The 16,827-nt window shown below is 48.8% G+C and carries 13 protein-coding genes; 7 read left to right on the forward strand and 6 right to left on the reverse strand.

What is annotated here, in order from left to right; all coding sequences use genetic code 11:
- The first annotated feature begins 1,083 nt into the window (after positions 1-1,083).
- The gene (locus SHD_RS17980) at positions 1,084-1,998 is read left to right on the forward strand and encodes a L,D-transpeptidase family protein (RefSeq protein WP_039978647.1); all 915 of its coding nucleotides are present in this window, start codon (positions 1,084-1,086) and stop codon (positions 1,996-1,998) included.
- A gap of 101 nt (positions 1,999-2,099) precedes the next feature.
- Here SHD_RS17980 and SHD_RS17985 read toward each other — a convergent pair whose 3' ends face one another.
- Positions 2,100-2,927 carry an N-acetyl-ornithine deacetylase gene (locus SHD_RS17985; protein WP_023268437.1) on the reverse strand — a complete coding sequence of 276 codons (828 nt, stop codon included), beginning with the start codon at positions 2,925-2,927 and terminating at the stop codon, positions 2,100-2,102.
- Positions 2,928-3,089: 162 nt separating this feature from the next.
- Between SHD_RS17985 and SHD_RS17990 the strand changes: the two genes are divergently transcribed.
- Both SHD_RS17990 and SHD_RS17995 read left to right on the forward strand, forming a co-directional pair.
- Positions 3,090-4,505, forward strand: a complete 1,416-nt coding sequence (locus SHD_RS17990; RefSeq protein ID WP_023268438.1) for a M16 family metallopeptidase — start codon at positions 3,090-3,092, stop codon at positions 4,503-4,505.
- Complete coding sequence (locus tag SHD_RS17995) at positions 4,502-6,040, forward strand: M16 family metallopeptidase (protein WP_023268439.1); 1,539 nt, start codon at positions 4,502-4,504, stop codon at positions 6,038-6,040. Before SHD_RS17990 ends, SHD_RS17995 begins: the two co-directional genes overlap by 4 nt.
- A gap of 3 nt (positions 6,041-6,043) precedes the next feature.
- Here the strand turns inward: SHD_RS17995 and SHD_RS18000 are convergent, their stop codons facing one another.
- Complete coding sequence (locus SHD_RS18000) at positions 6,044-6,886, reverse strand: bactofilin family protein (protein ID WP_023268440.1); 843 nt, start codon at positions 6,884-6,886, stop codon at positions 6,044-6,046.
- 217 nt (positions 6,887-7,103) lie between these two features.
- Between SHD_RS18000 and zapE the strand changes: the two genes are divergently transcribed.
- From zapE to SHD_RS18015, 3 genes are all read left to right on the forward strand, one after another.
- Complete coding sequence (gene zapE / locus SHD_RS18005; RefSeq protein WP_039978648.1) at positions 7,104-8,306, forward strand: cell division protein ZapE; 1,203 nt, start codon at positions 7,104-7,106, stop codon at positions 8,304-8,306.
- 51 nt (positions 8,307-8,357) lie between these two features.
- The gene (locus tag SHD_RS18010; RefSeq protein ID WP_023268442.1) at positions 8,358-8,795 is read left to right on the forward strand and encodes a MerR family transcriptional regulator; all 438 of its coding nucleotides are present in this window, start codon (positions 8,358-8,360) and stop codon (positions 8,793-8,795) included.
- 238 nt (positions 8,796-9,033) lie between these two features.
- On the forward strand, positions 9,034-9,969 hold the full coding sequence (locus SHD_RS18015) for an NAD-dependent epimerase/dehydratase family protein (protein ID WP_023268443.1): 936 nt from the start codon (positions 9,034-9,036) through the stop codon (positions 9,967-9,969).
- Between the two features lie 87 nt (positions 9,970-10,056).
- On the opposite strand, the gene SHD_RS18020 is transcribed toward SHD_RS18015, so the two are convergent.
- Positions 10,057-10,680, reverse strand: a complete 624-nt coding sequence (locus tag SHD_RS18020) for a LysE family translocator (protein WP_023268444.1) — start codon at positions 10,678-10,680, stop codon at positions 10,057-10,059.
- Between the two features lie 75 nt (positions 10,681-10,755).
- The gene (locus tag SHD_RS18025; RefSeq protein ID WP_023268445.1) at positions 10,756-11,733 is read right to left on the reverse strand and encodes a LysR family transcriptional regulator; all 978 of its coding nucleotides are present in this window, start codon (positions 11,731-11,733) and stop codon (positions 10,756-10,758) included.
- 136 nt (positions 11,734-11,869) lie between these two features.
- Between SHD_RS18025 and SHD_RS18030 the strand changes: the two genes are divergently transcribed.
- Complete coding sequence (locus tag SHD_RS18030) at positions 11,870-12,829, forward strand: sodium-dependent bicarbonate transport family permease (protein WP_039978649.1); 960 nt, start codon at positions 11,870-11,872, stop codon at positions 12,827-12,829.
- 44 nt (positions 12,830-12,873) lie between these two features.
- Here SHD_RS18030 and SHD_RS18035 read toward each other — a convergent pair whose 3' ends face one another.
- Positions 12,874-13,848 (reverse strand): GGDEF domain-containing protein, encoded by a 975-nt coding sequence (locus SHD_RS18035; RefSeq protein WP_023268447.1) that lies wholly within the window; start codon positions 13,846-13,848, stop codon positions 12,874-12,876.
- 59 nt (positions 13,849-13,907) lie between these two features.
- Positions 13,908-16,772, reverse strand: coding sequence for a bifunctional [glutamate--ammonia ligase]-adenylyl-L-tyrosine phosphorylase/[glutamate--ammonia-ligase] adenylyltransferase (gene glnE, locus SHD_RS18040; RefSeq protein WP_039978650.1), 2,865 nt, complete (start codon positions 16,770-16,772; stop codon positions 13,908-13,910).
- Between the last annotated feature and the right edge of the window lie 55 nt (positions 16,773-16,827).

The following is a 16,827-nucleotide window of genomic DNA, read 5'->3' on the forward strand; positions in this document are numbered from 1 at the left end:
TAGTTAAACGATAAAGAAATCACCTAGATTAAAAATGACTCAATTGAAAATTTTGGAGTCTCTATACTAGCATAAAAAATGCAATTTTATGGAGTTTTAAATATTAAATTTCAAACATCTACATTGAAATCATCTCTCCTAGGCCTTTTCAGCTAAATTCAATAGAAAAACCAGTACAACAAAAAAATCATCTCTGGCCCCTATCCAACCCTATAAGTTATAAAAAAAACTTATTTATCAATAAACTTTAAATTATCACTCCATACAAACTGACTATTTAATGCATAAATATTGGAGGTAACCATATAGAAATCTATCTTACCGACAAAAATCCACTCCACTACTACAAAATTCATAATAAATTGAAAGCATAGATAAAATTACCTTTTCCATTGTGTTATCGACATACAAGCCTCTAAAGCTGTCATAAAGACAATCACTGTCATATCAACAATCAATATTCAGTATCAAAAAGACAATCAAGCATAGAGTAAAACTAACATTTCTCTTTATTTTCAAAACAAAAGATTTGGCAAATATTACGCAATAGCAGGTGAAACGTATCAAAGTGACGTTGCATCAAGGAGACTTATGAGAAATACAAATTTGCCGCTATCGCACTGCTAATTGTGCTGATTGCTTCATTTACTGTACAACTGTGCATCGACAGTGAGATTTATCGTTTACGCAAAAGCCTTTTAGGGCAAGCGCATCGACAAGTTTAAGCGTAAACGAAACACAGCTTCGTCCGCCGGGAGGCACCAGTTTAGCTCAAGCAACTGACACCTTTCAGCGTGACTATATCCAGCAAGTGCTCGCAGCGCATCATGGTAATTGGGCCGCTTCGGCCAGACCTTAGAACTCGCCCCAGGTAATCTGCATCGCCTTGCAAAACGCTTAAGGCTAAAATAAGTGATAAATACGCCGTACGGATCATATTTCAGTTGAAATAATGGCCAAAATAAGGAAGGATGCGAGCTTCGCGCGCCAGTGCACTTTGCCCGACAATTTGCCGCCCTGTTTTAGGGAGAAAAAGCCGCGTAAAACAGGTTATTTTATTAACAGGAATCGTAGTATCCGCTTATGAGTATGCTTCGCACCACAGCTTTATTATTGACTCTGGTTTTTCCGAGTCTTTCCGCTTTAGCAACGGAATACCCTTTACCGTCTTCAAAGAGTCGGTTAGTTGGCGAGAACCTGTATTACACAGTGCCAGAGGGTAAACACACCCTCGAAGATATTGCCGCTAAATTCCAACTCGGTCTAAGCAACTTGCTGGAAGCAAACCCTGGCGTGGATCCTTTCCTACCAACACCAGGCAGCAAGCTATTAATTCCTCAACAGCTCATTCTGCCAAATGCGCCGCGTGAAGGCATAGTGATCAACGTTGCTGAAATGCGCCTGTATTACTATCCAAAAGGTAAGAACACCGTTGAAGTGCTGCCCATCGGTATTGGTCAGATTGGTAAAGATACCCCTGAAAACTGGGTCACCAGTGTTCAACGTAAACGCGCTAACCCAACTTGGACACCAACCCCACGTATTCGTAAAGAATATGCGGCAAGGGGCGAAATTCTGCCTGCGGTATGGCCAGCTGGTCCCGATAACCCAATGGGACTGTACGCGCTTTACATTGGTAACTTGTATGCCATCCATGGTACCAACGCCAGCTTCGGTATTGGTTTACGTGTCAGCCAAGGCTGCGTACGTTTACGCCACGATGACATTGAACACTTATTCAAAACGGTTCCAGTGGGTACCCGAGTACAATTTGTGAACCAACCAATTAAAGCGACCGAAGAGCCAGATGGTAAGCGCTACTTAGCCGTACACCAGCCACTGTCACGCACCATTGCAGAGTTTGAATCCAACGAACCTGTTTCTCTGAGTTTACCGAAAGATATCGCCAAGTTTATTGCTAAGGCCGATACCGATTCAGCAGTGATTAAAAAGCTGCTCGATGAGCGTACAGGCGTGCCAACGATTATTAATCAATAATCGGCAACCAGTAATAGATTGCAGCGGTTGATGCCGCTGCGCCCATAAAAATACCCGCCTAGGCGGGTATTTTTGTTTCAATCAAAATAAAACCTATCGGCTCAATCACATAATGGTGCGCAAAGGGCCAAGAAATGGGTCATTGCCGCGCTATTTGCCAAGATGCGTTGGTCGAAGTTTTGCAGTGCAGGGGTTTCGGTACAGGCACCGACACGCGCTCCGCTACGCACTAAACACGCCTCAAATGAGGTATCGAAGTGATTGAAAATCAAGCCATCTTTAACAGGGCAACCATCAATCTCACCATCGGCGGCGATAGGGAAATAGCCCCCTAAGGTATCGCGTAAATCGAGACTAAAACGTCCCGGCACTTGGCTTGGCTCGAAGGAATACACATAAGCCTCGCGGCTCAATACGTCCTCATGGCAGGTTAAAATACCGTCACGGCTCGCCGCGATGAGTAACTGCGCATGATCCAACAGCAGCTTACCTTCCACCGAAGTGCTCTCGTTGGCCTTAGGTTTACCGTTTTCAAACACGAAGCCACGGTTAGGGTTTTCACCAAACTTGTTAAATCTGTGGCCACGCTTAAAGCCGGTTGGGTTCACCAGAGGCAGAATGCTCAAATTCACCCGTTCGAATAAATCGACCGATGCCTCACTTAAAAAGTGCAGTAAGCCCCAAGGACCCGCCGATTCTTCACCGTGAAACCCTGCGCTGATCAATAACGAAGGTAAGCCAGATTTGGCGGCGGGAGATTGATACAGACTGACGCTGTACTTGCCGACTTCACCGAGTTTTTTCTCAACCATCCCCAAACGGGACATTTCCTGCTCAAGCTGTAGATAAAAATTATCGATATCAGTGCTTTCACAGTTAAAAATATCGCTTTTCCACTGAAAGGATTCGAACGGAGATCTGCTTACCATATCTTGTACTTATGCCAGAAAAAGAACTGTGCCATCATAGCAGTTCTTTTCAAAAACTGAATGCTATTCAACTGATTTAGATGAAATCCGACGAGTGGGTTAAGCTGCTCATACAAGCACACAGATGAAAGCCTTCAGAGGGTAATTTAGATAGGATGCTAAATGAGACCATACCTTAGCGGTTATTTCGGCCTAGTTATCGCGTTGCTTAGCCCTTCGCTTAAGGCGCAGTGCCAGATAACGGGCGCCGAGCGCCTGTATCAACTCGAGTCGCAAATTGAGACTTACACTTTAGCCAATGGCCTCACAGTGCACCTCTTGTCGCAAGCGGATAAGCATACCTTGACCATTGCCAGCCAATTTAATGTCGGCGCGCGCAATGAGGCCAAGGGCCAAACTGGCTATGCGCACTTATTCGAGCACATGCTCTTCAAGGGCAGCGAACAAGCGCCTGGTGACAGCTATGCCCAGCAGTTAAGTGCCCTTGGGGCGCGTTTTAACGCCAGCACCCACTTCGATTACACCAATTATTATGTCACTCTACCCAGCCAAGCCCTCGGCTTAGGACTGTTCCTCGAGGCCGATCGTTTTATTCGCCCCGATTTAAACGAGACTACAGTAAAGAATCAGCAGGAAACCGTGCTCCAAGAAATGGCGCAAACCATAGATAACCAGCCCTATGTGCGCAGTGCGATGGAGTTTCTGCTAGACCAGGTGAAGGATACGCCCTACGGCCATGGTATTATTGGCAGCCGTGAGGATATTTCTCAGGCGAGTCCCGAGCGTTTAACCGCTTTTCACCGAGCCCATTATCGTCCCGATGCGATGCAGTTATCCTTAGTCGGCAAGCTTCCCTCCGATGTCAAGTCGCTTATAGCACAACACTTTAAGGCTTGGTCTACACCTAATCAGCCCATAGCCGAATTTGAGGAGCTGAAAATCACGCCTAAACCAGTACATGCGGAGCTTATCGATAAGCGTGGTCCTTGGCCCGGCTTACTGCTCGCCTGGCATACTGTAGGTAAAAATCATCCCGACGCCGCCGCTATTCGCCTGCTCGAAGGCTATTTATTCCAAAATACCCGCAGCGCCATAGCGCAAATCAGCCAGCACGACCCGGCGCAAATGTTGAGTTATTCACTGCCCTTTGAGCTGGAAAATCATGGCATAACCAATCTGGTCTTAGTGCCTAGGGCCAAAACCTCACTCGATGACTTAACGGAAAAGGTTTTAGGCGTGGTTACCAAAGTGCAGCAGACACCATTGAGCGACGCGGAACTGTGCCAACTCAAACAAACGTGGCTGAACAATCAGTTAGCGCAGCTCGATAACACTCAATCAATCGCCACCCTGCTATCCGCCACGGCGAAACAAGACCAAACGCATCCCTTAACGGCCCAATGGCAACGGATTAACTCAGTGACGACAGAAGATCTTCAACGGGTTGCCACGCTCTACTTTACCAACAATATGGTCAGGGTCGACCTCTTGCCGCCTTGGTATATCCGCGTAGGAAAGACATTGCTGGAGTGGCTGCCATCGGGTGTGAGTGATAGCCTGGAGGACGCGGTACTATGATAAAAACAAATCCATTCAGTAGATTGGCGATAGCGCCAAAGCTCCTTAAAGGCCTAAAAGCCATGAGTCTTGGCCTTGTCGGTATCACGCTAATGGCCTGCCAACAGACCCAGCTTAACTTTACCGCCACCCACGCGCCCAATTTGGCAAGCTTCGATACCCCAACTCAGCTACCGGAGGTGGGGCAGATCCACCTACCCACAGAATCGGCTTTTATCGATGTGGTGCCCGATGGCCTAACACTCCCCTATCAGCTCCACAGAGCACACAGCAGCCAAGGGTTGAGTAATAGGGTGAGCCTAGTGGCCATCAGTCCCAGCATGCCCTTCGAAAATCCGGATATTTTACAATTCGCCTTGCAGGAAAAAGCTCGTAGTCTGGCGCTCAACCAACCCGATGCCTGCCTTGAAACCTTCGAGACTCGCGTTACCCTGCACAGTATCAATCTGAGCCTAGCCTGCCCCATGCCAGTTAATCATATCTACCGCCTATTGATACAGTTTTGGCAAGCCGATGCGTTTAGCGAACATGCCGTGGCTGCGGTCGATATCGACAATATCCGCCGCCAATTAAAACTCAATAAGCACTTAAATGCCTTTAGTGGCACTGAAATTGATAAAGTCTGGCGCGATAAACTCCTCGGGGTGGCACATCCCTATAATCAGAGCATCAATAATCAGGCACTGTACGACTCACTCACCTTAAGTGAACTGTCGCAATTGCAGCAGCGCACGTTTGCCCAAGCAAAGTGGCACCTGTTTTTAGAAGGCACAGAGACCGAAGAAGCCGAGTTTGATCTCAAGCAAAGCCTCGCCCTGTGGCCAAGTAACACCGACTTAAGCTTGGCCACGACATCAACTAAACCAAAGCCGCTTAATCGAGCGACTTCGTCGATAAAGCAGTCCCACACTATCTATCTGATTGATGCGCCGGGCAGCGTACAGACTCAGGTACGAATCGGTTATGCCCTCGACGATAAACACTTGTCTGCTCAGGATATACCGCTCGCTTGCCGCAGTTTAGCCGCCATCTTGGGGCGCAGCTTTTCGGGCCGGCTCTATTACGACTTGCGTGAACAGCGCGGCTTAACCTATGGCATTTACGGCCAATGTGCTAATGCGCCGCTCGCCACCAGCATTAAGTTTTATGGCAGTACGGCGATAGAGCACACGGGCGCCTTTGTGGTGGGGATCTTAGATCATCTAAAGCTGCTGGCCTCTTCGCCCGCGAGCGAAGGGGAAATCGCCGCCCTTAAAACCTATCTGATTGGCGAAGCGCTGTTAACCCAAGACAATCCCAGCCAGCGCGAAACTCAGTTTATTCATCAACTCGTGTTGGGATTAGATCCCCAGTCGAATCAAGCGATGAACACTAAGCTGCAGGATCTCACGCCCGCTCAGTTACAGCAATTAACCCAGCAAGCCTTTAGCGGTGAACCTCTGGTGATTTTACGGGGGGATGTCGATAGGATAACGGCCGATCTCACCCACAAGCTGCCGGGCTGGCAGCTAGAGGTGGTCAAAGTAAACGATTAATTTTTAGAGTTTACCGCTAGGAACATCGCTCGCCGTGCCCTGTTGTAACATCTGGGCATGGCCTTGCTCCATTTGCGCTAAGTCTTCCATGGCGGCGCCAGACTCCATATCAGAGTGCGCTTCGCTTGGATGTTCTGGATTGCTGCCATCTTGGCTATCCAATGCCATGGCTGAAGCCGTTTGCGTGTCGTTATCGCTTGCTACAGCGCTATCATTGACGAGCGAGTCATCTTTCACGGGGGATTGCAGCAGAGTTTCACCATTCAAGGCATCGCCCTGCGCAGTATTTGCTGTAATGGCCGCTGGTTGACCAAGGGTGCTTACCCAAGTAGTTAACTTTGCCGGTGTTATGACACTGACCAGCACAATGACGGCGGCGGCCGCTGCGCCATAGGGTAACCATTTGCGCGCACCCGGCTGATTATCCCGAGCATACAAGGCGTTAGTCTGAGCAGTTTTGGTATTTTTGGCTGCGCCCTCTGGCGCTAAGGTTTGTAATAGCTCGGGTAGATGTTCCAGCTCTTGGCCGATAACACGCTGACCGATAAATTGCCCGCCTTCATAAATTTCTAATTGGTGGCTAAGCACTTCGCCCTCGACCGTGCCAGAGCTGACAATCACTAATTTATTGCAACGCACCTTGCCGCGAAAAACGCCGCAGACTTTCAGTTCATTACAGCTGAGCTCACCCGAAACTTCGCCACCAAGCTCGATTTTAATCTGTCCGGCGCAGCGGATATTTCCCGCTAATTTCCCCGCAACTAATGCCGTGCCCGCCAGTTGCATCTCGCCCTCAATGGAGGTTGAGGCACTGATAAAAGTGACACCATTACCTTTGCTACCCATAGGTTTAATTCCATCTCATTATTTTTGTGAAAAAGATGTTAAGTGAAAATACCTGAAGAATAAAGCATTGGATTCCTTTGATATTTGACTTGAGTCGGTTTTAGGTAAGATTTTAGTCCGCTGATTAACTGTGTTAGGCTGGCAAGGTTTTTCAGCATCTTTGGGCCCTACATTAGCACAAGCTTGCTGCCGCAAAGGGATAACACTGACTCAATCGATGATAAACTCCATGGTCTTAAACCCGCTCACAACTGCAACTATTCCCCAATCACCTCTGGCCATTTATCAAGCCAAAATCGGCGCCGAGCTGATTGAAGATCCCGCACAGACACAGGCGGTACTCGCCTTAGATAAGCTGTATCAGCAGATTATTGGTAGAACAGACGCTCAGCCACCCAAGGGCTTGTATCTGTGGGGCGATGTCGGCCGGGGTAAGACCTTTCTTATGGATTTGTTCTTCGATGCCCTGCCACAACAGGGAAAGCTTAGACTGCACTTTCATCGCTTTATGGAGCGGGTGCACCAAGCCTTGAAAGAACATGCAGGGCAGCGCGATCCCCTTAAGTTGATCGCAAAAAATTTAGCGCAGGAGTGCAAGGTACTCTGTTTCGATGAGTTTTTTGTCTCAGACATAGGGGATGCCATGATCCTCGCTGGTTTGTTTGAAACCTTGTTTGCCCAAGGGGTGGTGCTAGTCGCCACATCCAACATTCCCATCGAGCGCTTATATGAAAATGGCCTCGCCAGACACAGATTTTTACCCTGCATTGCCCTGCTCCAGACCCATACCCAAATGCTGCATCTGAATGGCAAGCAAGACCATAGGTTGCACACCTTGAATCACGAGCCGTCGGAAGAGGCCATTGCCGCCACCTCAAAGAATATTGGCCTGACTGGCACACTGGATTTCGAGACCATTTTCACGGCGCTGACGCATGGTGCGCCCGCGTTTGAAACCAGCACGTTGCGCGTCTGTCAGCGGGATATTCCTGTCCTGCGCGCCACTGCTGAAGGCCAGCAGCCTTCGGTCGCCTGGTTTGATTTTCATGCCCTGTGCGATGGCCCGCGCTCGCAACTCGACTATATTGAAATTGCAAGCCGATTTAAGGTGTTAATGCTGAGCAATGTGCCCAGACTCGGGGGCGAAGTAAAAGGTTGGATCCGCGCCCGCGGCACTGAAGATGGCACAGGCGACAACCAAGCGGCCACCACGGGAGAGCGGCAACTGTCCTACGCCGCTAACGACGACCCCGCACGGCGTTTTATCAGCCTTATCGATGAGTTATATGATCAAGGGGTGAGCTTATATTTAAGTTGCGAAGTGCCACTGAGCGAACTCTACCAAGGCGGCGCCCTCAGTTTTGAGTTTCGCCGCACCTATAGTCGGCTCATAGAGATGAGTCAGCAAAGAGTAGAATGAGGCAAAATGCCCCATGGTCACGATTAACATCAGCAAGAAAGTGATATCAAGATGAATATTGGTGAATTATCCCAAAAGACCGGACTTGCGGCGTCGCGGATCCGATTCTACGAACGCATTGGTTTACTCAAAGCGGTGAAACGTAAAGCCAATGGTTACCGCAGTTATCCCCCTGAGGCTGTGATGGCGCTCGAGATGATCACCACGGGGCAACAGGCGGGATTTAGCCTCGACGAACTGCGGTTGCTACTGCCAGCCGATCTGGCCAACTGGGATCATCAACATTTACTCACTACGCTACGACAAAAGGTCAACGACCTCGAAGAAATCGAGCGAAAAATCGCACTCAACAAAGCCAAGTTATTGGAGGTCTTAACCGAAATTGAAGCTAAACCCCAAGATATGGACTGCCAAACCAATGCGCAGCGGGTGATGTCTCAATTCGGTTGGGATATTTTACCCACTCAATCGCAGCCAAAGACCAAATAACCCGATCACAGAAAGGCCTTACATCGAAGACAATAACGGCCCCCTCTTTTTGGCCACCACTTTGCTGGCAGTGGATTTAGCCTAAATGAGTCACCACATCCCAACTAGCTTCTTTATTCTTATGGCATCACTAGGTGCGGTTTAAGTTCAAGCGAATAAATCCCAAGATTGGCTATTGACCTTAAACTTAGCTTTAACCTTAGGATAGCGGCAAACGAGTCATCCCTTTGGAGAAAATATGAGACAAACTATACTCGGAGCCAGTGGCCAAATCGGCAGAGAACTAGCCCTTAGCCTTAACCGCGAGTTTGACTGTGACATTCGCCTTGTTAGCCGTAAACCGCAAAAAGTGAATGCCACGGACGAGTTAAAGAGCGCCAACCTGCTCGACTTAGCACAAACCTTAGCCGCGGTGGAAGGCTCTGACATCGTTTATCTCACGGCGGGACTGCCAATGGATACTCAGCTTTGGGTCGAGCAATGGCCTGTTATCATGGGGAATGTTATCCAGGCCTGTAAGACTCACGGCGCCAAGCTGGTGTATTTCGATAATACCTATATGTATCCGCAAACGGCGGCGCCGCAGCACGAGGATGCAGCATTTGCACCCAATGGTGCCAAAGGCCGCGTGAGGGGCGAAATCACCCAAATGTTACTCGATGAGATGAAGGCCGGGCGACTCGAGGCAATAATCTGCCGCGCGCCAGAATTTTACGGCCCTGGTCAAACCCAGAGCATTACCAACACCACGGTTATCGACAATCTCGCCCAAGGAAAAAAGGCCAAAGTATTTTTACGTGACGATACGAAACGCAGTTTGATTTACACCCCAGATGCTAGCCGCGCCATGGCCTTACTCGGGAATACGCCTGATGCCTATGGACAAACATGGCACTTACCCTGTGATGACAATAGATTGACCTATAAGGAATTTATTACTCTTGCAGCCGACATTTTTAAAGTGTCGGCGCGATATACTGTGATCAAAGAATGGCAACTGTGGCTCGCGGGTAAATTCAACCCCACCATACGTGATGCTAGAGAATTGCTGCCCCGTTATCGCTGCGACAATCTGTTTATTTCCGATAAATTTAAAGCCCGTTTCCCTGATTTTAAGGTCACTCGCTTTGAACAAGGGCTGGCTGAAATCGCCAAGGAACGCAAGTTAATCTAAGCGTATGCTCGATGACATCGTGGATAAGTGTGACGCCATCACATGCATTCACTAACTGGCAGTGAGAAAAGGCAGACGCTTAGGTTATCAGTCGCTAATAGCGACTTTTCCGGCAAGACCGACCAGTAACACGCCGGAAACGCCCTCAAGTCCGCGAGCGTAACGCTGTGAATCGGCTCGATTAAATAGCCAACTGCCACAGGCGGCATATAGCAGGTTAACCAAGGTTGCTAGGCCACTGAAGAGTAAACCTAAGATCAACAGCTGCGTGGCAACCTCGCCCGAGGTGGGGTCGATAAATTGCGGTAAAAATGATAGGAAAAACAGCGCTACCTTAGGATTTAACACACTCACCACCACGCCCTGTAAAAACACATTGGTGTTTGGCGTGACGTTGTCGCCAATCACTATTCTGCTCTGGCCCTGCCAGCAGGATATCAGGGCTTTTACACCTAAATACAATAGGTAAGCCACACCGAGCCATTTAACTATATTAAAGGCCAAGGCCGAACTTAAGATAATGGCGGAGAGCCCTAAGCAAGCGGCCAAGGTATGCACAAAATAACCCGCACCTAATCCTAACGCCGCTTTAAGACCGCTGGCCATCTTCCCCTTCATAGTGTTCGAAACGATGTAGACCACATCGGGCCCAGGGATCAGATTGATTGAGAGGCACGCAATCACAAACATCAGCAACGAATCTAGCTCCATTTATATTCCCCTGATTATCAGCAACGACATATTTTCCTAAACTACCCAATCCCCACTGCCGCGCCAAGATAAGCATCATCCATTAAATCGCTGGCTTAACTGCTGAATATCCGCAGCGACCCACTCAGGTTCAATACAGTCTGCAAGTTGGCTCGCCATAAACGACACCAACTGCATAGCGGCATAGGGTAAGCGCCTGTCCCTGCGCCCCACCAGATACCAATTACTCTCCAGTGGAAATCCATTCACCGACAATATTGCGGGTTTTTCACGTCCTTCTTGCAGGGTATGCGCTGAAATTACCGATAAACCTAAGCCCGACGCCACACTTAAACGAATGGCCTCGTTACTCTCAATTTGCATAGTGTCGCTCAAGGCAATCCCTTGGGCGCTACACCAAGATTCAAACATCAGCCGCGTGGCAGAGCCCGGCTCGCGCATGATAAAGCGCTCTTGTTTCAGCTCATTAAAGCTGATCTGTTGGCGCTCAACCGCCCAATGATCCTTAGGGGCTATGAGTTGCAGCGGATTTTTAATGATCCGCGCCGATAACACATGCTCACCACTCGGGGGATGACTAAAGAGATATAAATCATCTTCTTGACGCTCGAATCGCCCCAAAATATGCGCGCGGTTGCCAATATTCAGAGTGACTTTTACCTGCGGAAATTGGCGATAGAAGGCTCCTAAAATCCGAGGCATCACGTATTTTGCCGTAGTCACTAGACCGATATTGATATGGCCCACACTACCGCCCCTCGCCTGCTGAATAAAGGCATCAAAGTCTTCAAAACGACTCAAGGTATCGCAGGCGACCCGATAGAGTTCTTGCCCGACTAGGGTCGGCTGCATTCGTCCCTCTGCGCTTACCAATAGAGGCTCACCCAAAATATCGACCAACTTTTTAAGCTGAAGAGATACTGTCGGTTGGGTAAGATGCAAAGCTCGCGCGGCGGCCGAGATATTGCCAAGCCTGACCACCTGAACATACACCTCAAGCAGACGAAAACTTAAGTGCCGAAGTTTAAGTTGACCTTGGGAAGAGTTAATCATAGATAATTATCTATACCTAATCTTTAAACAATTTATTTTTCAATATAACGAATTGGGTTCAGAATCTCCAGCCATCGATGTTCCGAGAATCTTCTCTGAGCATATCCCTGTTGATGCCATTATTAATGAGATACTTATGCCAGATATTGTCATTGCGTTTTTCGCTTTAGGTCTGCTAGCAGGTTTAGTTAAATCTGACCTTAAGGTTCCGCCCGCCATTTACGAAACCCTGTCGATATTGTTAATGCTCACCTTAGGATTAAAGGGAGGCATGGCGCTGCATGGTCACACTCAAAACCTAGTGATCACTGAACTCATCGCAGTTATCGCCTTAGGATTACTCATCCCCTTAGTGCTTTACCCTGTGCTGACGCGCTTAGTGCAACTCGGTCGAACAGATGCCATTAGTATCGCCGCCCATTATGGGTCAGTCAGTGCGGGCACCTTTGCCGTGGTGCTCGCCATGGTGGAAAAATCAGGGATGGAATTAAGGCCAGAAACAACCTTATATCTGGTACTGCTCGAACTGCCCGCGATTGTAGTTATGCTCTGGCTGCACAGATACTTAAGTGCTAAATCATCAGGGCAAGATGCCAAGCCGACATCCCACCAGTCGAGTATACTGCACGAAGCCTTAACCAGCCGTGGCGTAGTGCTATTGGTCGGCGGTGTCATTATTGGTTGGCTTTATGGTCCGACTGGACTAGCCCCAATTACGCCAGTCTTGATTGGTGGCTTTAAAACCCTATTAGCCTTGTTTTTACTAGAGATGGGCTTAGTAACAGCAAAAGTTTGCTCTCCTCTACCACTCCAGCAATGGCGTTTACTGGTGTTTGCCGCTGTGACACCTTTTATCTTGGCATGGCTAGGGATTGCTGTGGGTTTATGGTTAGCACTACCAGCAGGAAGTATCTTAGTTCTGGCGGGGTTGAGTGCCAGCGCCTCCTATATTGCTGCACCAGCTGCGATACGCGCCGCGATTCCCGAGGCTAATATCGGGCTTGCTATGCTGGCATCACTAGGTATTACCTTTCCTGTTAACGTCTTGATAGGCTTGCCCTTATACCAACACTGGGTAATGCAAATTACGGGATAATGTTATTGCACGAGGGAGACCGAGGTCTCCCTTTGTATATCTCATCATTCAGGTTTATTTGAGTGATGAACGGCTTTCTCTCGATACATAGCTCGATCAGCCATATCGAGTAAATCATCGAGGTTGATATCAGACTCCGGAGACCAATGGGCAACACCAATACTCGTATCTAGTGGATGCTGCTCAGGATGCTGTTGATTATATTGGGTAAGTAATAGTTTAAAGCGCTCAACCGCAAAATTAACCGTATCGCGATGCACAAAGCTTAACAGCACCACAAACTCATCACCGCCTAGCCGTGCAATAACATCAGACTCCCTAAAGGCTGCCATCAAAATATGGGCAAAATCATAGAGTAATTGGTCGCCCTTGCGGTGGCCAAAACTATCATTAACCTCCTTAAAAAAGTCGAGGTCAAAAAACACTAAGGCCGCCTCAGCATTCGTACGACGGCAACTGGCTAAAGATTGATAAGCAAGTAATTCAAACCCACGGCGATTAGAAATCAGGGTCAATGGATCTAAGGTATTTTGCGCGATTGAAATTAACTCAGCCTCAACCATCTGGCCAAGATCCGTTAAGGTTTCGATATCATCATCGCTAAATTCCCGAGGCTCATTGCCGATTAAGCACAAGATCCCAACCCGATACTCACCATGAATAGTTAAGGGGTAACCAGCATAAAAACGGATATGCGGGGACTCCGTAACTAATGGATTATCTTGGAAACGTGGATCCTTTAATGCATCGTGAACGATAAACACACCATCATGGTTGATAGCATGGGCGCAAAAGGAAATATCCCTTGGAGTTTCAGTCACCTCTAACCCTTGGCGAGACTTAAACCATTGACGATTCGCATCGACTAAGGTCACCACGCAAATCGGCAGGGCAAATATCCGCCGAGTCAGCCGAGTGATCCTATCAAATCTTTCCTCGGCATCGGTATCGAGTATATTCAACGCCCTTAAGGTGGCTAAACGTTGCAGCTCATTCTCAGGAATGGGAGGTAATTGCATAGCTCGCTCCGCTAATGGCACACATTCAAGGATAGACGAACTGTTAGACTCACGCAGTCCTACTCGAGTATGGTCTGGTAGATGACGAGTATCCTTTCTGCGTGCGCAGCCACATTATCATAAGCCAACTTACCGGCTTTTTGTTGCAGGGTAAGACGATGATTTTCATCCCTTAACCAGCAATAACTTTGAGTTAAGTGCTGCGCGCTCATCAGCGGCAAAAGCTCAAGCTCGGCCAGCACCCCAAAAATACGCACGTTATCAGACCAAATCGACAACTCGGGATACTCATGGGCATGAGCAAGCACTAAATATTGGGCGATAAACTCAATATCCGTGATCCCGCCGGGGCTTTGTTTTAAGTCAAACTCGCCTTCACTGACCTTGAGTAGATGGTCGCGCATCTTCTGACGCATCTCACGCACGGCCTTTTTCAGCTCGTCTTTGTCCCTTGGTTGTTCGAGCACGGAGGCGCGGATCTGGCTAAATTTAGCCGCTAAACTATTATCGCCAAACACAAAGCGTGAACGCACTAAGGCTTGATGTTCCCAGGTCCAAGCCTCCTGCGTTTGATACTCGCCAAAGCGAGCAATCTCACTCACCATTAAGCCCGATGAGCCAGACGGACGCAGGCGCATATCCACTTCATATAATTCACCCGAGGTGGTTCGGGTCGAGAATAAGTGCAGAATACGTTGAGCCAGTTTCAAATAAAAATGACCCACTTCTATCGGTCTATCGCCATTGGTGAGGCTATTGGCCATGTTTTCGGGTGCTTCGTAGAGGAAGACTAAATCCAGATCTGAACCATAACCCAGTTCGATACCGCCTAACTTACCATAACCTATGACCGCAAAGCCGGTGTCATTGCCTTCCTCAAGATAACTGGGCACTCCGTGGCGCACCGCCACTTGCTGCCACGCCTGCATAACCACTTGCTCAATAATGGCTTCGGCCAAAAAGGTTAAGTGGTCACTCACCTGCATCACGGGCAAAACGCCGGTGACATCGGCGGCAGCAATTTTCAGCTGTTGCGACAACTTAAACTGGCGCAGCGCCTCCATTTGCTGCTCCATATCATCCTCAGGTACCCGCAGCAGATACTGGCGCAGCTCACTGGGATAATCATCAAGTGAAGTCGTGTCGTACAGATGCGCCGGATCGATAAGCTCATCGAGCAACATAGGGAATTTAGCAAGCTGCGCCGCAATCCAAGGGCTAGCACAGCACAGGCTCACAAGCTGCTGACGGGCGCCGGGATTTTCGCACAGCAACTCAAGATAAGTGGTGCGCGTCAGAATTTGCTCCAGCACCTTTGAGACGGGCTCGAAGGCCGCTGAAGGGCTTGGCTGATTGAGTAACTCGTCGAGCAACCTTGGCATTAATTTATCCAGGGTCTCACGGCCACGGGGGCCAATCGAGCGTTTTGTCACGGTTTCGCGCCAACTGCTGAGTAGCGGCCAGAGTTTATCGTCATCAATCTGCTGCTCGGCGAGGAGGTTGATCGCGTGGTCGTCCTGCTGCACATTCCACAGCTGCGCAGTCCAATGCTCGGCTTTTTCCTCACCTTCTTCACCGCCCACGGTGGCTTTAAAATGGCGATGAATTTTCGCCATCGCCGCCTCGATATGGGTGCGAAGATCGGTTTCGTTGATCATATCCAGCACTGCGCAAAGTCTTGCCCAATCGAGGGGATTATTTGGCAGAGTCTGGGTTTGTTTATCATCAATCGCCTGTAAGAGGTTCTCGACACGGCGCAGTAATAAGTAACTGTGTTTTAGCTCATCGACCGCCAAGTATTCGAATTGCCCTAGGCTGTAAAGGGTATCCATGGCACCAAATAGGCTCTGCTGGCGCAGGGCGGGCTCACGGCCGCCGCGGATCAGCTGAAAGCTTTGCACCACGAACTCCACTTCGCGTATGCCGCCCGCACCGAGTTTAATATTGTCGGTTAACTGACGGCGACGCACTTCTTGGGCAATGAGTTGTTTCATTTTGCGCAGGGATTCAATCGCCGAGAAGTCGATATAACGGCGATAAACAAAGGGGCGCAGCAAGCTGTGTAATTCGTCGGAAAAATGGTTCCACGGCCCTAGAGAACGGGCTTTAACCATGGCATAGCGTTCCCAGTCGCGCCCTTGCTCTTGGTAATAATCCTCAAGACCACTAAAGCTCACCACCAAAGGACCACTCTCGCCGTAGGGACGCAGGCGCATGTCGACGCGGAACACAAACCCATCGACGGTAATTTGGTCGAGTAAATTAACTAGCCGCTGCCCCATACGGATGAAAAACTGTTGGTTATCGAGGCTTCGACGCCCGCCCACGGTTTCGCCATGTTCGGGGAAAGTAAAGATAAGGTCGATATCGGAGGAGAAGTTCAGCTCACGCCCACCGAGCTTGCCCATGCCCAAAATAAGCAAAGGCTGCGGATTGCCCGCCTTATCCATAGGCGTACCATATTGGGCGCACATTTCCTTATAGAGCCAATCCCTTGCCCCGATCACTAATGCTTCGGCAAGTGCTGAGAGGTCTAACAGTGATTCTTCTAAGCTGGCGTAATCTAAAAAATCTCGCCAGGCTAAACGCACCATTTGATAGTTACGGAATCGGCGTAATTGACGTTTTGCGAGGTCTTCTGTCGTCGCACTGCTTAACTGTTCGTGTAGCTGGGCATCAAAGGTTAGCCGCTCCACTTGCTGCAAATCGCCCGCGAATAAAGTGTTAATCCACTCGGGTGACCGAGTTAACTGCGCTGCGATATAATCGCTTAATCCTAAAACGTTTTTCAGTTCCTGCTGCTGCGCAGGTGTTAAATTTGCCAGTCCTTCTGACCATACTTCGGCAAGACGTGCCCAATGACGCTCCGCGGCTTGAGTAATGAGGGGAGACAATGACTTATTACTGTCTTTTTGTACGGCCATAATAATCCCTAACAAATTTAAACGTCGACATATTATGTCATAAATGATATAGAAT

Origin of the sequence: Shewanella decolorationis S12, from assembly GCF_000485795.1 — a bacterium.
Taxonomy (GTDB): Bacteria; Pseudomonadota; Gammaproteobacteria; order Enterobacterales; family Shewanellaceae; genus Shewanella; species Shewanella decolorationis.